Origin of the sequence: Photorhabdus heterorhabditis (assembly GCF_001280945.1) — a bacterium.
In the GTDB taxonomy this organism is placed as follows: domain Bacteria; phylum Pseudomonadota; class Gammaproteobacteria; order Enterobacterales; family Enterobacteriaceae; genus Photorhabdus; species Photorhabdus heterorhabditis.
Genome location: NZ_LJCS01000007.1, coordinates 57,295 through 77,557 on the forward strand (window position 1 = coordinate 57,295; position 20,263 = coordinate 77,557).

General features: G+C 39.1%; 18 protein-coding genes and 2 pseudogenes. 10 read left to right on the plus strand and 10 right to left on the minus strand.

All coding sequences use genetic code 11. From position 1 onward, the window contains the following. Window positions 1-187: 187 nt before the first annotated feature. Window positions 188-1,033, minus strand: coding sequence for an alpha/beta fold hydrolase (locus tag AM629_RS04490; RefSeq protein ID WP_054476528.1), 846 nt, complete (start codon window positions 1,031-1,033; stop codon window positions 188-190). 1,040 nt (window positions 1,034-2,073) lie between these two features. Here AM629_RS04490 and AM629_RS04495 point away from each other — a divergent pair. The 6 genes and pseudogenes from AM629_RS04495 to tssD form a co-directional block, all read left to right on the plus strand. After that, window positions 2,074-2,604 (plus strand): fimbrial protein, encoded by a 531-nt coding sequence (locus AM629_RS04495; protein ID WP_054476531.1) that lies wholly within the window; start codon window positions 2,074-2,076, stop codon window positions 2,602-2,604. Between the two features lie 150 nt (window positions 2,605-2,754). Then, window positions 2,755-3,504, plus strand: coding sequence for a fimbrial biogenesis chaperone (locus tag AM629_RS04500; RefSeq protein ID WP_420806654.1), 750 nt, complete (start codon window positions 2,755-2,757; stop codon window positions 3,502-3,504). A gap of 42 nt (window positions 3,505-3,546) precedes the next feature. After that, window positions 3,547-6,081, plus strand: a complete 2,535-nt coding sequence (locus AM629_RS04505; RefSeq protein WP_054476537.1) for a fimbria/pilus outer membrane usher protein — start codon at window positions 3,547-3,549, stop codon at window positions 6,079-6,081. 85 nt (window positions 6,082-6,166) lie between these two features. Beyond that, window positions 6,167-7,093: a fimbrial protein gene (locus tag AM629_RS04510; protein WP_235525396.1), complete on the plus strand. Its 927-nt coding sequence runs from the start codon at window positions 6,167-6,169 to the stop codon at window positions 7,091-7,093. A gap of 315 nt (window positions 7,094-7,408) precedes the next feature. After that, entirely contained in the window at window positions 7,409-7,774 is a 366-nt protein-coding gene (locus AM629_RS04515; protein WP_054476541.1) for a tlde1 domain-containing protein, read from the plus strand. A gap of 74 nt (window positions 7,775-7,848) precedes the next feature. Continuing rightward, window positions 7,849-8,217 (plus strand): annotated as a pseudogene (tssD, locus tag AM629_RS04520) (type VI secretion system tube protein TssD); the annotation flags it as partial. Between the two features lie 231 nt (window positions 8,218-8,448). Here the strand turns inward: tssD and AM629_RS04525 are convergent. The 3 genes and pseudogenes from AM629_RS04525 to hrpA all read right to left on the minus strand — a co-directional run. Beyond that, window positions 8,449-9,171: a hypothetical protein gene (locus tag AM629_RS04525; RefSeq protein WP_054476543.1), complete on the minus strand. Its 723-nt coding sequence runs from the start codon at window positions 9,169-9,171 to the stop codon at window positions 8,449-8,451. 17 nt (window positions 9,172-9,188) lie between these two features. Further along, entirely contained in the window at window positions 9,189-9,539 is a 351-nt protein-coding gene (locus tag AM629_RS04530; RefSeq protein ID WP_054476545.1) for a hypothetical protein, read from the minus strand. A 256-nt stretch (window positions 9,540-9,795) separates the two neighbouring features. Then, window positions 9,796-13,527, minus strand: a pseudogene (gene hrpA / locus AM629_RS04535) (ATP-dependent RNA helicase HrpA); the annotation flags it as partial. 300 nt (window positions 13,528-13,827) lie between these two features. Between hrpA and AM629_RS04540 the strand changes: the two are divergent. Beyond that, window positions 13,828-14,433, plus strand: a complete 606-nt coding sequence (locus AM629_RS04540) for an FMN-dependent NADH-azoreductase (protein WP_054476549.1) — start codon at window positions 13,828-13,830, stop codon at window positions 14,431-14,433. A gap of 59 nt (window positions 14,434-14,492) precedes the next feature. On the opposite strand, the gene AM629_RS04545 is transcribed toward AM629_RS04540, so the two are convergent. Continuing rightward, window positions 14,493-14,753, minus strand: coding sequence for a YdbL family probable chaperone protein (locus AM629_RS04545; RefSeq protein WP_235525397.1), 261 nt, complete (start codon window positions 14,751-14,753; stop codon window positions 14,493-14,495). A 51-nt stretch (window positions 14,754-14,804) separates the two neighbouring features. Then, window positions 14,805-14,957: a YnbE family lipoprotein gene (locus AM629_RS21880; protein WP_083451873.1), complete on the minus strand. Its 153-nt coding sequence runs from the start codon at window positions 14,955-14,957 to the stop codon at window positions 14,805-14,807. Window positions 14,958-15,151: 194 nt separating this feature from the next. On the opposite strand from AM629_RS21880, the gene AM629_RS04550 reads away from it, so the two are divergent. The 3 genes from AM629_RS04550 to AM629_RS04560 all read left to right on the plus strand — a co-directional run bounded on the left by AM629_RS04550 (window position 15,152) and on the right by AM629_RS04560 (window position 17,531). After that, entirely contained in the window at window positions 15,152-16,156 is a 1,005-nt protein-coding gene (locus tag AM629_RS04550; protein ID WP_054476552.1) for a 2-hydroxyacid dehydrogenase, read from the plus strand. Between the two features lie 22 nt (window positions 16,157-16,178). Then, window positions 16,179-16,604: a heat shock protein HslJ gene (hslJ, locus tag AM629_RS04555; RefSeq protein WP_054476554.1), complete on the plus strand. Its 426-nt coding sequence runs from the start codon at window positions 16,179-16,181 to the stop codon at window positions 16,602-16,604. A 306-nt stretch (window positions 16,605-16,910) separates the two neighbouring features. Beyond that, window positions 16,911-17,531 (plus strand): hypothetical protein, encoded by a 621-nt coding sequence (locus AM629_RS04560; protein ID WP_054476556.1) that lies wholly within the window; start codon window positions 16,911-16,913, stop codon window positions 17,529-17,531. An 81-nt stretch (window positions 17,532-17,612) separates the two neighbouring features. Here AM629_RS04560 and AM629_RS04565 read toward each other — a convergent pair whose 3' ends face one another. The 4 genes from AM629_RS04565 to AM629_RS04580 all read right to left on the minus strand — a co-directional run bounded on the left by AM629_RS04565 (window position 17,613) and on the right by AM629_RS04580 (window position 20,201). Beyond that, window positions 17,613-18,251 (minus strand): hypothetical protein, encoded by a 639-nt coding sequence (locus AM629_RS04565; protein ID WP_054476558.1) that lies wholly within the window; start codon window positions 18,249-18,251, stop codon window positions 17,613-17,615. Window positions 18,252-18,444: 193 nt separating this feature from the next. Then, window positions 18,445-18,879, minus strand: a complete 435-nt coding sequence (locus AM629_RS04570; RefSeq protein WP_054476560.1) for a cysteine cluster protein YcgN — start codon at window positions 18,877-18,879, stop codon at window positions 18,445-18,447. Between the two features lie 24 nt (window positions 18,880-18,903). Then, the gene (locus AM629_RS04575; protein WP_054476561.1) at window positions 18,904-19,560 is read right to left on the minus strand and encodes a fumarylacetoacetate hydrolase family protein; all 657 of its coding nucleotides are present in this window, start codon (window positions 19,558-19,560) and stop codon (window positions 18,904-18,906) included. Window positions 19,561-19,928: 368 nt separating this feature from the next. Then, on the minus strand, window positions 19,929-20,201 hold the full coding sequence (locus AM629_RS04580) for a YcgL domain-containing protein (protein ID WP_054476563.1): 273 nt from the start codon (window positions 20,199-20,201) through the stop codon (window positions 19,929-19,931). Window positions 20,202-20,263: the final 62 nt, after the last annotated feature.

Below are 20,263 nucleotides of genomic sequence, written 5' to 3' on the forward strand. Positions count from 1 at the left end.
GTGGTTCGAATACGATCTTGCCATCAGTAAGAATAACCGTCGCAAACATAGCGAAGCCGTGTAAAAGGCGCATAATGATATCTGGCTTTAGGATACCTATTTTGTCCTATCAGAATCGCCTCTGCCAGGGACATTCGCGCCGAAACAGACGCAGTTTGGATACCCTGACAGAAACCGGATATTGCTCTTAGTTATTCAGTTTGTCGGCCCAATCCGCAATCACATCTGCCGTTTCGATTGGCTTCTCAGCGGGCAGCGCATGGCTGGCCCCTTCGATCACTGCGACAGTAACACGGTTACCGAACTCGTCCTTTGCCTCCATTCGAGACTCTTTAGGTCGAAACGGGTCAGACCCCGCCTGTAGATCGAGGATCGGCACCGTCCCACCAGCCCACCAATCCCCACGAGGGGTCAGCTTGTGCGCCGCAGACTGGCTTTTTATGACATCGGAATGCCAGCCCTCAAGCCAAGGTGTTGGATCATTACCTTCCGCGAAGAAGGCAAGCCGAAGTCCTGCCAGTCTCTCCTCACGAGTAGATTTTGGATCACTAATCACAGTAATTGCATCCGAGAGTTCAGAAGGCCAAGATTTCGCAGCCCCTGCCAGAAGCACTATGCCGCGCGTCATTTCGGGATAATCCGAAGCAATCGTCTTGGCGATCCAGTGACCATAAGCATGACCAGCCACGATTGCCTCGCCACCTTCCGCAGCGACCACCGCCGCAAAATCGCCGGCAAAGTCGTGGAAAGTCACATTCTTCATCGAACCGGTCGATCCTGCGATTCCGCGTGGTTCAGGCAGAGCCACGCGATAACCTCGCGCCACCAGTCGATCTGCAAGCGGCGCGAATTCTGCCGTTCCCCGCCCTGTTGAAGCGATTATCATAATCAGAGGTCCCTCCCCGCGCACCGAATATTCAATTGATGTCGCGCCATTAGTGACAGTTTTCTGCTCTGTTTCCGTGGCCGAAACGGGCTGCGCGACGGCGAACACAATAACCAATAAACCCAATGCAAAGACGAACTGTCTCATTTTTCCTCCCTTACTGCGTTAATTACCTATTACGTTGAAGATTATCCAGACTCGCACCAAGATCCGTACAAAATCAATAAATTTATAATAGGGTTCCTATATTACACATACGACTGGAAAGACAATGCTGAAAATCCCTCTTATTGAACAGAATACATTCGAAATATATTGCAATTCAAAGATTATATTAGCAAAGAGCTATTTGTATGGTGAAAAATAAACAGAAAGATCAAATGAGAAATATATACCCAATAGATTTCAAGATGCATCGCGACGGCAAGGGAGCGAATCCCCAGGAGCATAGATAACTATGTGACTGGGGTGAGTGAGTGCAGCCAACAAAGAGGCAACTTGAAAGATAACAGGTATAAACATGATTAAGCTACATAGTAACTTAATCTAAATAACTTATTCTATCATGTGTATACATTCTCAAAGAAAAAAATAACCATATAAAATAATAACGTGAAGATAATAAATCAAACAAAAAAAGAATAACCTTTTCATAGCAATATATGAATCGTGATATAAATCACAGTTAATTTCATAACTAATTATTAATTAATAAATATTCGTATTAGTTAGCATAATAATTTATTTCATATGATAAACCACAATAAACCATGAAAAAATCCTGTTTAGTCTTTAACTATAGATAAAAATATTAAATGCAGCATATTATCGAGTCATCCTTTGGATTCTTACGAATTAATCGCTATTATCACTCACACCTTATCCTAAATAAGAAACGCCGAACAAAATATAGTCTGGACTATGGCTCTTATTACTGGATAAAAATTTTAGATATTTACATGCTGTATTGACATTTATACCCAATAGATTTCAAGATGGATCGCGACGGCAAGGGAGCGAATCCCCGGGAGCAGAGGTAACTATGTCATAGAGAACTCTGTGACTGGGGTGAGTGAGTGCAGCCAACAAAGAGACAACTTGAAAGATAACAGGTATATACAGTTTCGGTTAAATCAATTTTTCTGTTTCCCTGACATAATACTCGCCAGAGTTAGGATCTATTTAAAATGAAAGCTAAACTGATTATTTCATCCTTACTTGCATCTTCTGTATTTATTTCCGTAGCAAATGCAGCTGACGGAAGAATCAACTTTACAGGTAATATCATCACTAATGCTTGTAAAATCGATACCAATTCTGCAAACCAAAACGTGAATATGGGAACAATTAGCTCAAGTGCATTTAATGGTGTAGACAGCACCGCTGCCGCAACACCTTTCAGCATTAAACTGAGTGATTGCCCATCAGACTACAGCAATGCACAAGTTAAATTTGATGGGCAAACAGATAGTAAAAATAGCAATCTTCTAGCCCTATCCAACGATACAGGTCAAGCCGTTGCTGATGGTGTCGCTATTGGTATTTATGAAGAAGATAACTCAACGTTGATTCCTTTAATCAAGGCATCCAAATTCCAAGCGTTTACTGATCAAAAAACGGCAGAATTGAAGTTTATTGCAAAGTATATTGCAACAGCTCAAACGATTAGTCCTGGCTCTGGTGATGCAGTCGCTAACTTTACTATTGTTTATAATTAAGACAATCAAACTGAGTAACAAAAAAATATGGGCATGGATGCCCACTAATCCCACAAAATAACGTATACCCAACAATGGATTTCAAAATAGATCGCAACGGCAAGGGAGCGAATCCCCGGGAGCATAGATAACTATGTCATAGATAACTCTGTGACCTGGGTGAGTGAGTGCAACCAACAAAAAGGCGACTTGAAAAATAACGGGTATATAAACGGAGAACTTACCGTGCAGTACCAACGTTTATTGACAATGATATTTCTATATATTATCAGCATAAATTTTGCTATCGCGGGCGTCGTCATTGGCGGAACCCGCATTATCTATATCAGTGACAAAAAAGAAGCATCCATTTCTATACACAACCCAGAAAAAGATGCACCTTATCTGATCCAGTCCTGGATTCAAGATGAAAACGATAATACGAAAACCCCCTTTATTGTTACCCCGCCGATTTTTAAGCTCACAGCAGGTAATGAAAATATCCTGCGCATTGTCAAAACAGGAACTAACCTACCTGACGATCGGGAATCACTTTTTTGGCTCAATGTGAAATCTATTCCTGCCTCGGTAAAATCAGATCAAAATCAATTACAGATTACAGTTAAATCAAAGTTTAAATTATTTTACCGTCCTGTAAATTTAGTGGAAAAGTCAAGTATCGCCCACAAACAGCTAAAATTTCGATCAGAAAATAATATATTAGTTGCAGAAAACCCTACCCCTTACTTTATTTCATTATCGTACCTTAAGGCTGATCAACATGAAATAAAACCGGCAGGAATGATTAAACCTTTTAGTCAACTGAATTGGCACTTACCTGTAAAGAACATAAAGCAAGTTAGTTGGAAAGCGATTAATGATTTTGGTGGTGTAACTGCCGAAGAAAAAACAAGCATTTAACAAAGTAGTTACATTAATGTATTCTATGCTAGAAAATTAATTATGGAAAAGTACTCACGGCATAAAATTAATAAAAATCCATATCATATTGAACACCCGTGGTGCTTATTACCTCTATTTATGACAATTGGAGCGCTTTTTCACTCTACTAACGTTTATTCTGAAGATTATTTCAATATTCATGCCTTAGAAACAGGTACTGATTCCCCCGAAGATATTGATCTCTCTATTTTTACACAAGATGACTACCCTCCAGGTACTTACTGGGTAGATATTTATCTTAACAAAGATAAAGTCAATACCCGAAACGTGACCTTTGTCATGATAAATAACAAATTGCTGCCTAAACTGACAATTCAACAATTACAGGATATGGGAGTAAAAATAGATACATTTCCAGAATTAGTCAGTTTACCGCCAGAAACAGAGCTGTCTGATTTGGGACAATATATTCTATCAGCAAGTACAGCTTTTAATTTTAGTCAGCAAAGGCTGGATATCAGTATTCCCCAAGCGGCGTTAAACAATCAGGCAAGAGGTTATGTTTCACCTGAACGATGGCAGCAAGGATTAACTTCATTGTTAATTAATTACAGTTATAGTGGATCAAATAGCTGGCAAGACAACAAATCTGGCTCTAAACAAACCAACTATCTGAATCTCCGAACAGGTGCTAATTGGCAAGCATGGCGCTTACGTAATTATTCCACCTATACCAGCCGTAATAAGAGCTGGAAAAGTATTAACACCTATTTACAACGGGATATTCATTCACTGAAAGGACAATTAACCTTAGGTGACAGCTTTACATCCTCCCATATTTTTGAAGGTAACCAATTTCGTGGTCTACAGCTAGCTTCTGACGATAATATGTTACCAGACAGCTTAAAAGGGTTTGCTCCTACTGTCCGTGGAATTGCGCAAAGCCATGCGCAAGTTACGATCAGGCAAAATGGTTATATCATTTATCAGGCTTATGTCGCACCTGGCCCATTTATCATTAATGACCTTTTCTCAACCACATCAAGCGGAAATTTGGAAGTTATTATTAAAGAAGCAAATGGTCAGGAACGTCGATCTACCCAATCATTTTCGACTGTTCCCATCATGCTACGGGAAGGGGGAATTCAATATTCGGTGACGCTGGGTCAGTATCAATCATCAAATAACCGTGGAAGAGAACCTAATTTTACCCAAAGCACATTAATCTATGGTCTTTCCAATAATCTCACCACCTATGGCGGTACTATTTTATCAAAAGATTATCAATCAATTGCTTTGGGATCAGGCTATAATTTGGGTACATTAGGTTCTCTCTCTTTTGATATAACCCACGCAAATACTGATTTACAGTCAAATACCCGTACCGAAGGACAATCTTACCGTTTTCAATATGCAAAAGATCTTTCATTAACAGGGACTAATTTTACTCTGGCGGGTTATCGCTATTCAACACGTGGCTTTTATGATTTTAAAGAAGGCAATGATATAGATAATTCTAATAATAGTGACTGGCATTATCGCACCAATAAGAGAAGTAAGCTGCAATTGCACGTTAATCAGTCTCTGGGTAATTTAGGGAGTTTATATCTATCTGCTTTTCAGCAAAATTATTGGCAACAAAATGGCTATGAACGCAGTATCAATGCCGGCTATAGTATCAGTTATAACAACATCAATTACAGTCTGAATTATACTTACAACCAACTCCCCGATACGAATAAAAACGAGCAACTTTTTTCATTTAGCATACAGGTTCCATTAGATCGCTGGTTGAAAAATAGCTGGGCCTATTACAACCTGAATACAAATAAAAACAAAGATATTTCCCACCAAACAGGTTTAAGTGGTTCGGCACTTGAAGACAATAATTTAACCTATAGCTTGCAACAGAGTTACGCAAATCACGGCACCGGTGTTGGTGGTCATGCTCATGCAGAATATAAAGGATCTTATAGTCAGATTAGTGCCGGTTATAGTTATGACCGACATTCTCGCCAACTGAATTACGGACTTCAAGGCGGAATTGTTGCCCACCCATATGGCATCACTCTTTCACAACATTTAGGTGATACTTTAGCATTAGTCAGGACTGATGGTGCTAAAGGAATAAAGATCCATAATAATGTGGGTATTACGACCGATTGGAACGGCCTCGCGATTATTCCTTATGTTAGCAGCTACCGAAAAAACCGCATTGCACTCGATACCCATTCATTAGCTGATAATGTCGATATTGATGTTAATGCCCAAACGGTTATTCCTACTCAAGGTGCTTTAGTTCTGGCTAATTTCCAAACCAGAATAGGTCATAGGGTTCTGATAAACCTATATTATCAAAGTAATCCTATTCCTTTTGGAGCGATTGTTACGTTAGAAAAACGCCATGAAATTGATGAAACAAACAGTGCAATTGTCAGTCATGAAGGACAGGTTTACCTCACTGGTTTACCCGATAGTGGACGATTATTGGTTAAGTGGGGTTATCAGGATATTCAGGAATGTAGTGTCAATTACAAGTTACCAGAAAAAAAACCTCTATCTGGCATCTATATAATAGAAGCTCACTGTGAATAACGACTTTCAGGAAAATATGATGCTTAATATTTACAATATAATTAAACATTTACTAATGATCACTCATTTATTTATCGGTTTAACAATGAGTTCTTATATTTCTGCCGCTAGCTGCCAGTTTGACAAAGAATTTAAACCGGAAATTACTAATCTGTCTTTTGGTACCTTATATGTACCAAGAGATCACGCTATTGGTACAACCATTTATGAATATCGTGCTGATGAATTAACCAATAAGGGCAATATCTTCTATTGCGATACAAGTGTTAAAACATCATGGGGATATACATCCTATAAAAGCGCCGACTACAATAAGGACGCTATTTACGAATCCGGTGTTCCTGGTGTTGGTATAAGAATAAATACTTGGGGTCCCGGTTATGGTTTGGACTGGTTACCCCGTATTGTTCACGACCCTATAAGCTGTGACAATTCAGCCCATTGGTATTGTGGTAATACATGGGGATATCTGACAATTCAACTGATAAAAATAGCACCAACAACCGGCTCTGGCTTTGTTAAAAACGGTCAGTTAATTCAGGCACGAATAAATGATAACATCGTTCATACCTACCGCTTGGGAAATACCCGGATTATGACTAAAAGCTGTTCGCTAAAAGATACCAATATTATTGTTCCTATGGGCGATATCAAAAAAAGCGATTTTTCTGGTGTTAACAGTACCGCAGGAGGAAAGGATTTTGAGGTTATTTTAGATTGCGATGATGATGTTAATATTCAATTAATGCTTGATGGAAAGCAAGCAAAGAATAACTTATATCATGTCTGGGCACTCGATCAGGATAATAACCAGACAACAGCTTCCGGTGTTGGTCTACAAATACTTCACAACAATCAACCCGTAATTATTCATTCACAAATCAATATCGGTAACAGCTATTCAGGTGGGAAATTATCTATTCCCTTACATGCTCGCTATTTCCAGATCGATCGCAATATAACTCCCGGACAAGCAAATGTGACCGCAACAATCACATTAACCTATCAATAATAAATTAATCTGCATCAGCTATAGGAGATTTAATTTCTTAGCTGGCGCACTGTTTGTGATTAATTTTTTATCAAGATTAAGGGCAACAAACCTTAGCGTTTCATTAAGAAATTTGGTGAATACCATTATACTTTTTCGAGGTTTTCATTCGACTATAATTCAGGTTTATCTTACAACAATATTAGTTCTTAATTTATTGTTTTAAATAGCCATATTTACAAAAATATTATATTTTTTACATAATTATACTTTAAAAAATTTTATTACATTTAAATTAATCCCCTTGGTTCATATAAATTTTTAATGAGGATAAATATGACTTGGCAATATTCACAAGGCACTGGCGTATTGACACATAATGGCTCTTTTATCGCAAAAGGCTATAGCGGTCATGGCGCTGGGATAAATAATTCATCTATGCAGGACGTATACTTAACAGGCCCCATTCCACAAGGCCATTATAGAATTAATGGGTACAATAACCATAAAGGTCCATATACTGTAAAACTTGTTCCCATTTTAGGAACAAACACTTATGGGAGAGACGTTTTTAGAATCCACGGAGATAGGAACGATGGTTCATACCATCAGGCTTCTGAGGGTTGTATCGTTATAAATGGTGCAGCATTGAGAAAAAGTATTGCTTCATCTAGCGATGATATATTGGTTGTAGTACCATGAAAAAATCACTTCCAATAATAGTTTTAACCCTTTTGACTTTTAATTCTTTTGCAGCTGAGTTAAAGAAACATAATCCATACCCTAATCTGACACCAGAGCAAGTTGCTGAAAAAGTAAATTCAATGGGAGCAAGGAAGATTGAAAAAGAAGTCGATTCGTCATCACCCTATCTTTATAAGGCATTAACCACAGGGCAAACATTAAAATCAGCAGAGTTAAAATGGTATAAAATAAATGAACATGGGCAAGAAAAAGAATACTTCAATACTTTCATGGAGAATGTAAAAGTGGTTAATATTGTTCCTGTTATGCTCGATATAAAGGACGCATCAAAAGAGAAATTCAATCATATGGAAATCGTTGAACTTCGCTATGAAAAAATCACTTGGAAGCATAATGATGGAAATATAATTCATGCCGATAGCTGGAATGAGACAATCTGAATAAGATCATAGAATATGGTCTTTCTATATTATTCCATTAATGACGACAATTTAATGATTATGCATTATCACTGATATGATAATACCCATTTCCTTGCATTGCCCTCTAACTATGGAATATTTAAGTAAATATAATAGACGATGAAGTGCTCCCTAATTTTTAAGCGTTCAACTTTCTGGGTTCACTTCAGTCTTAATCAGACAGATATAGAAAACCCGTGAGAGATAAGTTTATGAATGAAGATCTTTACTAATGATGTTAACTATATGGTGGCAAGATTCGGGAGATAAAGGTCTTGGGTCCCACTTAGATAACTCACTAACAGGCAAGTCTAAAGCACTCCAAGGAATAATACCATTAATCCCTATACCATATGGAGTTAATACATCTATGAACTGTTTTTTAATAACGTCGTAAATACGGACATCACCCAACTTAATAATACCAGAAGCCCACAAAGAACCACCCGCTAAACTCTGAATATTGTCGCAAATAATATGTCCATGTTTTAATAACAAGGTGTTATAAATCGAACGAGCCAAACCAGATCTCCGAAAATCTTCTGATATTTCAATGGCTCTTATTTGCTTGCCAGTTTTGGTTATTCCTTTATTGACAAAGTTAAAGTCATTATATGCAATTCTGCCAATCAGAGTGTCCTCTGATCCCTCATGCATATCAAGAGAAAGCAATTCATTAATAATCCGCTCAGAGCTATACCCGCATTCTTTTAAGTGTTCGGCATATTCAGAATAGAAATTAGAGGTCGAACACCCCACATAAACTATTTCTGAATAGTAATGATATTCACTCCCGATAAGGGCGTACTCTGTAATTTTCAACAAATCATCTTCCAGTGATAAATGATGAAATTCGTCAATAATATTCTCTGAAACACAACTTGGCTTTCTGCTCAAATCCTTTGAATATGAACTAATAAGATTGGGAGCCATCGCTATCCCTGTAAGATTTAATGGACAGTCGTTAGTTTGAAATTATCAATAAAATTCTTAACAACGGATTCAATATGTTTCATGATAACATCAATATTGCCATTGTATTCTGGATATTGATTCTCAGGAGAAACAAGATATTTCACTCTTTCCCTTCTGACAACTAATTCGGCGAATGGGACCACATAGAAATTATCACTCTTATTATCATCTTTAAGAGTTACTATGAATAACTGCTTATTAACATCTTGTCGTTCACTGAGACGGAGAACAAAAAAGAATTTATTTGTATTAAAATCTTTAAAAGAGTCAATAACTTCTGTTGAGTGGCTAATAGTCTGTATAGATCTGGTGTGTTCAGTTCTCATTATAGCCTCCTAACATTACATTATGAAATTCAAGCGAATAGATGATTAGCAGTTATCAAATTGATGTCACTTAACATGATATAAATTTATATCACATAATATGATAATAGTTCGATCGCTCCCCTAGTTCAACAAATTTAACAACCAGCATGGTGTTCTACTGTTCTGTAAAGCCACCTCTAAAAGAGGTGGCCTCGCTCTGTTTATAAAAAACGACCTCGCCGAAACCATGAACAGTTTCCGGCCTTTCTTCTCATCAGGAAGCAATTTGCTCCATTGCTTGCAAAATTCTCTTATCAGAAACTGGATATAGTGTACCCAGTTGCTGGGCAAACAAACTAACCCGTAATTCTTCTATCATCCAACGAATTTCTTGTACCTCAGGTAGCTGTTTCTGTTGCAACGATAATTTCGCTAGCCATTGCTGCCATTGTTGCTGAACATTCTCAATACGTCCCATTTGTGTCCGGTCCCGATGTGGGTCAACGGCCAATTTTTCCAAACGACGCTCAATACCATGCAAATAACGCAAAACATCGGGCAAACGTTTCCAGCCATTAGCGGTAACAAATCCTCTGAAAACCAAACCAGAAATCTGTGCTTTGATATCAGACAACGCTAACGCCAGTGAGATATCGACCCGGCCTTTAAGACGTTTGTTAATAGCAAAAACGGTAGTGAGTATCTGTTCTACCTGCTTAGCAATTTCCACAACCGTATCATTTAGCTCAGCCCGAACCTTATCCTGTAACTGAATAAAAGCCTGCTCATTCCAAACCAGACCTCCATGCCCTGCTATCAATTTATCAACACCACAGGCAATACAATCGTCGATTAAATCCAGCACTTTGCCATAAGGATTAAAATAGAGACCCAATTTGGATTTGTTAGGTAATTTCTCATGTAAGTATTTTATTGGTGAAGGAATATTTAGCAATAGCAGGCGACGAGTGCCTTCCCACATAGCAATCTGTTGTTCAAGTTCAGTTTCAAACAACTTAATACCAATACTCTCTTTTTCATCCACCAATGCTGGAAATGCTTTGACGGAATAACCCCCACGCTTTTGCTCATACCGTTCCGATAATTCACCGAAGCTCCAAATATGCAACCCACTCTGTTCAATACCATCATCAGCAACGGCTGAAAGTGTCTCCTGAACTTTGTCTTTCAATCGTAATTTCAACGCAGATAAATCTTTGCCTTCAGCAATAGTTCGGTTCTTCTCACCTACAATTCGGAACGTCATTTTAAGGTGATCGGGGACTTGTCCTAACTGCCAATCATCACGTGACACTGTCACACCCGTCATGCGCCGTAATTCTTTCTCAAGACTATCCAGTAAGGTAGATTGTGGCTGAGATACTCGTTCCATAAATGCCTGAGCATAGTTTGGCGCAGGTACAAAATTACGACGAACCGGTTTCGGCAATGATTTAATCAAAGCAACGACGAGATCGTAACGAATACCTGGGATTTGCCAATCAAATCCGTCATCTTTAATCTGATTCAGCACTGGCAGCGGAATATGAACTGTCACGCCATCGGCTTCCGTACCCGGTTCAAACTGGTAGCTTAACCGTAATTTCAGTGCATCCTGATACCAGTAATTAGGATAATCCAATGCGCTGATTTTATCTGCATCACCTTTGATCAACATATTTTTTTCAAAGCTGAGCAGCTCTGGCTGTTCTTTCCCTGTCTTCTGCCACCAGCGATCAAAATGGCGGGCAGAAACTACATTCTGAGGTATACGTTGATCATAGAAGCTGAACAAGGTTTCATCATCCACCAGAATGTCGCGACGGCGGGATTTATGTTCCAACGCTTCAATCTCTTCACGTAATTTCAGATTCGAGCGGAAAAATGCGTGCCGAGTTTGCCAATCACCTTCCACCAGCGCATGGCGAATAAACAATTCACGGCAGAGCATTGGGTCAATTTTACTGTAATTAACCTGACGGCTAGCCACAATTGGCAGGCCATATAAAGTGACTTTTTCCTTAGCCATTACCGCGCCCTGAGATTTTTGCCAGTGCGGTTCGCTGTAATGATATTTCACCAAATGTACCGCTAACGGTTCAACCCACTCAGGCTCCACTCTGGCAGCAATACGCCCCCACAAGCGGCTAGTTTCAACCAGTTCCGCCACCATTGCCCATTTAGGCGGTTTTTTAAATAAACCGGAGCCAGGGAAAATAGAAAAACGAGCATTACATGCGCCGGTATATTCCTGTTTATCTGTATCTTTCTGGCCGATATGCGATAACAACCCGGAGAGTAACGAAACATGAATACTGCGGTAATCTGCATCCTGGCTATTTACTGGTAAACCAATTTCTTTCACTACTTGCCGTAACTGGGTATATATATCCTGCCATTCTCTGACTCTCAGATAGTTAAGATAATCCTGACGGCACAATTTACGAAATTGCGCAGAAGATAGCTCCTTTTGCTGCTCTTTCAGAAAATCCCATAATTTCAGGAATGCGATAAAATCGGAGTCTTTATCAGCAAATCGACGATGTTTCTCATCGGAAGCCTGCTGTTTCTCCAGTGGCCTTTCTCTTGGATCTTGAATAGACAACGCAGCTGTAATGACCATCACTTCACGCACACAACCATGATTGCGCGCTTCCAGTACCATACGCGCCAATCGAGGATCAACGGGAAGCTGAGCCAATTGGCGCCCTATTACAGTAAGACGGTAATTACCCTGAACAGTTGCTTTCTGATCAATAGCACCAAGCTCTTCCAGCAGCCGGATACCATCCTGAATGTTACGTTTATCAGGAGGTTGCACAAACGGAAACGCGCTGACATCCCCAAGACCAATTGAAGTCATTTGTAGAATGACCGATGCCAGATTAGTACGCAGGATTTCTGGATCAGTAAATTCTGTCCGTGAAAGGAAATCATCTTCTGAATACAAGCGGATACAAATCCCATCAGATACACGCCCGCAGCGCCCTTTCCGTTGATTCGCCGATGCCTGAGAGATTGGCTCTATCGGCAATCTCTGGACTTTCGTCCGATAACTGTAACGACTGATACGCGCATAACCAGTATCAATCACATACTTAATTCCCGGTACCGTCAAAGACGTCTCTGCCACGTTAGTTGCCAATACAATTCTCCGGCCAGCATGTGACTGAAAAATCCGGTTCTGATCACTGTTAGAAAGACGCGCAAACAACGGCAATACTTCGGTATGACGCAAATTCAGTTTATTCAAAGCATCAGCGGTATCGCGAATTTCCCGTTCACCACTCATAAAGATCAGGATATCCCCAGCCCCTTCATGACTCAACTCATCAACAGCATCAATAATTGCTTCAAGCTGATCCCGTTCTCCATCATTATCATCCCCCATAACAGGCCGATAACGCACTTCTACCGGATAGGTTCGACCAGAAACTTCAATAATCGGTGCATGATTAAAATGGCGAGAAAAACGTTCAGGATCGATAGTCGCTGAAGTGATGATGACTTTCAAATCAGGACGTTTTGGCAGTAACTGACGTAAATAGCCCAGAATAAAATCAATATTCAGGCTACGTTCATGCGCTTCATCAATAATCAGAGTGTCATACTGTTTAAGCCATTTGTCATTTTGCAGTTCCGCCAGCAAAATACCATCCGTCATCAGCTTAACCAATGTATTATCGCCTACATGGTCACTGAAACGAACTTTATAACCCACAGCCGAACCTACTGAGGTTTCTAATTCTTCCGCCAGACGGTTAGCAACAGCACGAGCCGCCAACCGTCGAGGTTGAGTATGGCCAATCAATCCTTTTATTCCCCTACCCAGTTCAAGACAGATTTTCGGGATCTGCGTTGTTTTACCTGAACCGGTTTCCCCAGCGATAATCACAACCTGATGGTCACGAATAGCCTTATAAATATCATCTTTCTTCTGGCTGACAGGCAGGTTTTCTGGATATTTGATTGTTGGACAGACAGCCTGACGATTAATGATTTTCTGAAATTCTTTCACCTTACATTGGTCCTTTGATTTCTTATTTTGCTGATTAGCCAGTGTTTATTGATAGCTCAGTTTTTATTGGCAACATAGCTCTTATTGGCAATATAGTAGCACATCCTAATTTATTGGAGATAATTTCAGCGAGTACTCCCGCGAATGGGTATTGGTACGGGTAAAGTTATTCAATAAATTTGAATTCTAATCTCTAAATATTGATCTGTTACCAGAAAGTAATAACTCATAGAATGACGGTGTCGTGATTAACAAGTGAACTATCAAAAGTTAATTTAAGGAATAAAAATGAGTAAAGTTCTGGTTCTGAAATCCAGCATTATGGCGCAACATTCACACACTAACCAAATGGCAGATTTCTTTATTGAAAAATGGCAAGCTAACCACGCTGATGACCATATCACAGTACGCGATTTGGCAGCACAACCTGTCCCTATTCTGGATAACGAACTGGTTCATGCATTACGTCCAACGGGTAATGAAATGACTGCTCGTCAGAAAGAAACTCTGGCGTTATCTGACGAATTCATTGCTGAATTGCAGGATCATGACGTCATTGTTATGACCGCGCCTATGTACAACTTTAACATTCCAACCCAACTGAAAAGCTATTTTGACCTGATAGCCCGAGCGGGTGTGACTTTCCGTTATACCGAGAATGGCCCTGAAGGTTTGATAAAAGGCAAACGTGTAATTGTTCTAACCAGTCGCGGGGGTATTCATAAAGACGGCCCTAGTGATCTGTTAGTACCTTATCTAAGTCTATTTCTGGGTTTCCTTGGTCTCACTGATATAGAATTTGTGTTTGTTGAAGGTGTCGGATTAAGTCCTGATACCGCAAATCAAGCGCAACAGGCTGCCCGTGAAACTCTGGAAAAAATAGCGACCAGGTAGTCATTTTTATTCATCATTCACACGTGACTTTATTATTTTGCGCGCTACCTAGCGCGCTTTTATTTCTTTAGCCATTGACCATTAATACCCTGTACATACTCTCCAGGCTCTGCTCTATTTACCCGTTTTTCACCTGCCAGTTTAACGACTTGCTCCGCAGAAATGTTATTACTGGCAGCAACCTCAGCGTATTTTCTCTCACGAGCCTGATTTATTTTTATCACCAAAGCCTGTGCCTGAACATCTGTTTTCACTATAGCCAAATAACCATTGAAAGTTTCACCTACCAGCCCCTTCTGCTTTGCCTCATTCAGAAGCAAAAGAACTGAACAATACGCCAGTCAACAACAATATGCCCGCCCATCTCTTTTTCATATGCCAAGCTCTTGGAATAAACCCACATTATTCTTAAGCATCTCTTCAACCTGTCTGTCTATCTTTACATGAATTTCATGCTCAATTTTGACATTCATATTAATTGGCTTCTCAGGTGTTACCACTTCAAGGCGTACACAACCTGACATTATTCCATATTTTAGCAGACACACCTCAAACTAAGACATTGATTAATAAGAAAATTATGTTGAACATATAGGGAGAAACGAGCAATACATCTATAGAGTTAATTAATTTATCGGTTTATTTAACCCTTTACGTCAGCAATAATTTAAGCCCTAAACAATTTATTAGCTACTTAAATTATAGCGGAGATAATTCCATGAAATTAGTCGTTTACAGTACCAAACAGTATGACCATAAACATCTGGAGCTGGTTAATCAAAAACTCGGGTTTGATTATGATTTCGAGTTTTTCGATTTTCCTCTCAGTGCACAAACCGCTAAAAACGCTATTGGTGCAGATGCTGTTTGTATTTTCGTTAACGATAATGCTGACCGTGAAGTACTCAAAGAATTGGCTGAAATGAATGTAAAAATCCTCGCATTGCGTTGTGCAGGTTTTAATAATGTTGACCTAGATGCAGCTGAAGAGCTGGGTATTCAGGTTGTACGGGTGCCAGCCTATTCCCCCGAAGCAGTTGCCGAACATGCCATTGGGTTAATCCTGTGCTTAAACCGCCGTATTCACCGAGCTTATCAACGCACCCGTGACGCCAATTTTTCTCTCGAAGGCTTAATTGGTTTCAATATGCATAACCGCACAGCGGGAATTATCGGAACCGGTAAAATTGGTGTCGCAACTCTACGTATTCTAAAAGGGTTTGGTATGCACCTGTTGGCTTATGATCCATACCCCAATCAAGCTGTTTTGGATCTCGGTGCTGAATATGTCGATCTGGATACGCTATATGCACAATCCGATGTGATATCTCTTCATTGCCCGTTGACATCAGAAAACTATCATCTGCTGAATGAACTTGCCTTCAGTAAAATGAAAAACGGCGTAATGATCGTCAACACCAGCCGCGGAGCCCTAATTGATTCCGTTGCTGCTATCAACGCATTAAAACAACAAAAAATTGGCTCTCTAGGTATGGACGTTTATGAAAATGAACGCGACCTCTTCTTTGAAGACAAATCTAATGACGTGATTCAGGATGATATTTTTCGTCGCTTGTCTTCATGTCATAACGTGCTGTTTACCGGTCATCAGGCATTTTTAACAGAAGAAGCACTGACCAGTATCAGTGAAACTACGCTGAGAAATATCCAGCAATTAATCAACGGGGAAAATTGCCCGAATATTGTTAGTAAGTACCCTTAAAATAATATATTAGGAGATAAATATGAAAAAAATACTACCTTTGGCAACAGCAACTTTATTGCTCGCCACATTTCAAGCCTCAGCGGTAGAAAACGTGTCGGTCGGTGATTTACAGCATCACAGATTTGTCCTGGTAAGTGTTAATGGCGAAAGTGCGAAAAATCAAGATGGTCGCGTACCAACCATTGAATTCGGTGAAAAAATGCATGTTTCTGGTTCTATGTGTAATCTCTTTATGGGCCAAGGCAAACTGAAAAATAGTATATTGACCGTTAAAGATTTGGCCAGCACTCAGATGCTTTGCGCTGATGATAAATTGAACAAATGGGATTACCTGATTGGTAAGGTATTGGCTGATGGCGTTAAAGTCACACTAAAAAATCAAAAACTGACACTATCCCACGATAATAATACGCTGGTTTATAAATTAAAGGATTATGTTCAGTAATTAGAAAAATAAGTTATATGGCTAGCATTAAACGTTTTTAGGATTAGGATTTTCGGGATTAATCTGGATAACACTTTCTTTATTAAAACGTTTTTTGTTTCAGGTGCCGGAAAACATTCTCCGGCACCGCCAGAAATGAGTATCTAAATTAATATATTCATTTTTGAATATATTAAACCAAGATCGACAAAAATAGATATAGATAATACAGCTTATTTTTAACTTATTTCTACCAATTTACATAAATAATTCTATACTTTTTTAATTTAATAAATAGTTTACTAACTAAATACAAGGAAATAATCCATGTCCGATATTACACTTACTGATATCCAATTTATCGACCTAATGAACGAAATGCGTCAACACGCAAAACGTATATTAGATAATCCTAACATTAAACCATTTGCACCATCGACACCTGAACTCCAGGAATATGCAAATATACTTGAGGAACAATATGAAAATATAAATATTACCGAAAATAAGGAAATAGATGGTATTGTTAATGAATTGAAAGATTCAGTGAAATCTGGTGCTAATTCAATAACAAAAGTTTCTAAGACAAGTGTAACTGACAGCACCCAGAAATATCAAAACGCGATTATCTCTGATCCAGATAATGCAGACCAAGACTGGATCGATAATATGAATAAATCTCGCCAAAGAACCAAAGACGAGAATAACAGACAAATTGATTCAAGTTACGATAAAGCGATTAAATTTGGCTTACAATACCCGGAAGCCAGAGCGGCAATACAAAGCTTTATGGAAAAAACTAGCACATTTTTTTCCAACCTGTTTGGTAGAATTTCCAGCTTTATTCTTGAGGCGGCCCGGCAACTCACTGAATGGCTAAGTAAAGCATGGGAATCAATTAAATCTTTCTTCGAGAGAATTAGTTCTTGGGTTTCCAGTGCTTTCTAATTAATCTTTCTAATTAATTGATAATGGTTCGAGTTAGTTCGAACCATTATATTAACCTCAGATATAACATAGTACAATTAATTACTTATCAGGTAATTTGATCTTGGAAATAATCGCTAATCTATCCATATAATACTCTGCATCACCCCATAGCCAACTCTGCTCTTTACCAACATCATCCTCAGTTAAGATATTTCTCAATTCACAAGTCATAACATCATAACCGTAAACATAGAGCCCAAACTGTAATGCTTCATACATTCGAGCTTGCCAAAAAGAGATATCATCTATTATTTGGTTGACGTTTGAAGCAACTACATCATATGTTTTAATTAGATAGTGGAAAAAGATTTTAGCTGCTAAATCACTTAACGCCGCTTTATGTTTTGGTTTTTTCGTTCGCCACACAAGCGTTTGCGACGCAGGACTGCAATTAAGCACCAAATCATTCATCACAATGACTTTGTTGTAATAAACAACTTCTTTTGCATCGTCACTCAGCAACGCTAATTCAAAGTGAGGCTCATCTATATCCAAATCTAACCTGCTATCAACCCTGACCAATCGGTAGCCCGGTGGAAGAATGAGCTCATTCACATCCTGCACAATATCAGTACCAGAGGAATCAAAAATACTATAAAGAGCACAGTTGAGCTCTGGCTCATTTAACCAACTGAAATCATTGGTAATTTTTTCTATGTTTTCCGAATATCTTGGCATATTTTATGCTTCCTCTAATAAACCACAGGTTTAATTACCTAACGGTAATAGTATAGATGCAATTATATACAATCAACCTTTAGTTAATTTCGATAGATACACCCCTTGGATAACTAGCTCTGGAGCAAGATCCCAAACAGCTCCACGGGGAAACATAGAAACATAATTTATTAAATTACAGTCAATTAAATCATTATTCTGGCTTATTAATGATATGGTCTTCCCATTCCACAACATCAATTTCCCGTACTGCAATATGCCTGACAGAAATCCTTTCGCTATGCATTGCTGATTTAGAACCTCTAATCAGTGGATGCCAAGGTAACAAAGACTTTCCTTCTTCAAGCAAACGATATGCACAAGTCATTGGCAACCATTCAAAAGTTGGCAAATTGTAACGAGTCAGTTTGATACAGTCCGGCTCATATCTAAAACGGTCTTCATAATTTTTACACTGACAGGTTTTTATATTGAGCTGATTACAGGCAACGTTAGTGAAATAAATCTCATCGGTATCATCATCCATCAACTTATGCAGACAACACTGTCCACATCCATCACATAATGATTCCCATTCTTCATCCGTCATCTGATCCAGAGTTTTTACCTGCCAGAAAGGCTGAGACATAACTTCTACTATTCCTTATATTATTCAAATCACTCTTGTGGTGAGTGAATTATCATTCAGAGTAACCTTCAACGTATCACCGGATTCCAGTGATCCAACACCTTCCGGTGTACCAGTGAGAATCACATCTCCTGGCCGCAAAGTGAAAAAGTGCGACATATAGCTGATCAGAGGAATGATAGGGGTCAACATATCGTTGGTATTACCATTCTGCCGCAGTTCATCATTAACTGTCAGTGAAAGCTGAGCATTTTGTGGATCACCAAAACTACCCATCCGAATAAAGCCAGATATCGGGCAAGAACCATCAAACGCTTTACTTTTTTCCCACGGCTGACCTATTTTCTTAAATTTAGACTGCAAATCACGCAAGGTAAGATCCAATGCGACAGCAAAACCAGCAATCGCTATACCAACACGCTCCTCATTTGCTTGTTTCAACTGTGTACCAATCAGCACAGCCAGTTCAACTTCATGATGAACAACACCAAAATCTTTTGGAATTGCAATTGGCTGATGTATATCACACAGCGCAGTTTCCGGTTTAATAAAAATGACCGGCTCTTCCGGCGGTTGAAAACCCATCTCTTTAATATGTTTGGCGTAATTACTGCCAACGCAAACAACTTTATTGACTGGAAGATCCAGTAATGCGCCCTGCCAGTCTCTGTGCTGATACATACCCATTTCTCACTCTGTCTGGTTTGTCAGGTACCTCTGATTATAGCATTTGTTACACTACATCATCAGGAATAACGAGTCTGCGGCATTCAGAGGAAATTTATCCTCTATACCCAATAGATTTCAAGATGGATCGCGACGGCAAGGGAGCGAATCCCCGGGAGCATAGATAACTATGTGACCGGGGTGAGTGAGTGCAGCCAACAAAGAAGCAACTTGAAAGATAACAGGTATATATTGATTGCTCGATGGCCCAACCGGTACAACTCTACGTTATTTTCCCTTGAAACACCGTACCCGTTAATATTGAAGTGGTTAATAAAACCACAATGACGGTCAATTTCACCCATCAAATCCTCAGATTTTCCTTATTTTTCCATCTGGTTCAAATGTTGATTCATTAAGTTTTCGACCGGAGGTGGGATTTGCAGGTAAAAACCCTGTTCAATTAACGATATTTTTACTTTTTCTATATCAGCACCTGCCAGTTTTTTCCTGTCTGCTAGGGAAATCATCATTGCATATTGAGGCCGACCAAAGCTTTTCAGTAACTCCTCAGGAACACGAGAGAAATTATCTCTTTTTTCAACATAAAGATATGTTTGCTCCCGCTTCGGGCTTCTGTAAATCACACAAATCATTATAATAAACTCTTTTAAATTAAGGCTGCGACTTGCTTGAATAATTCAGTAATTATAACATG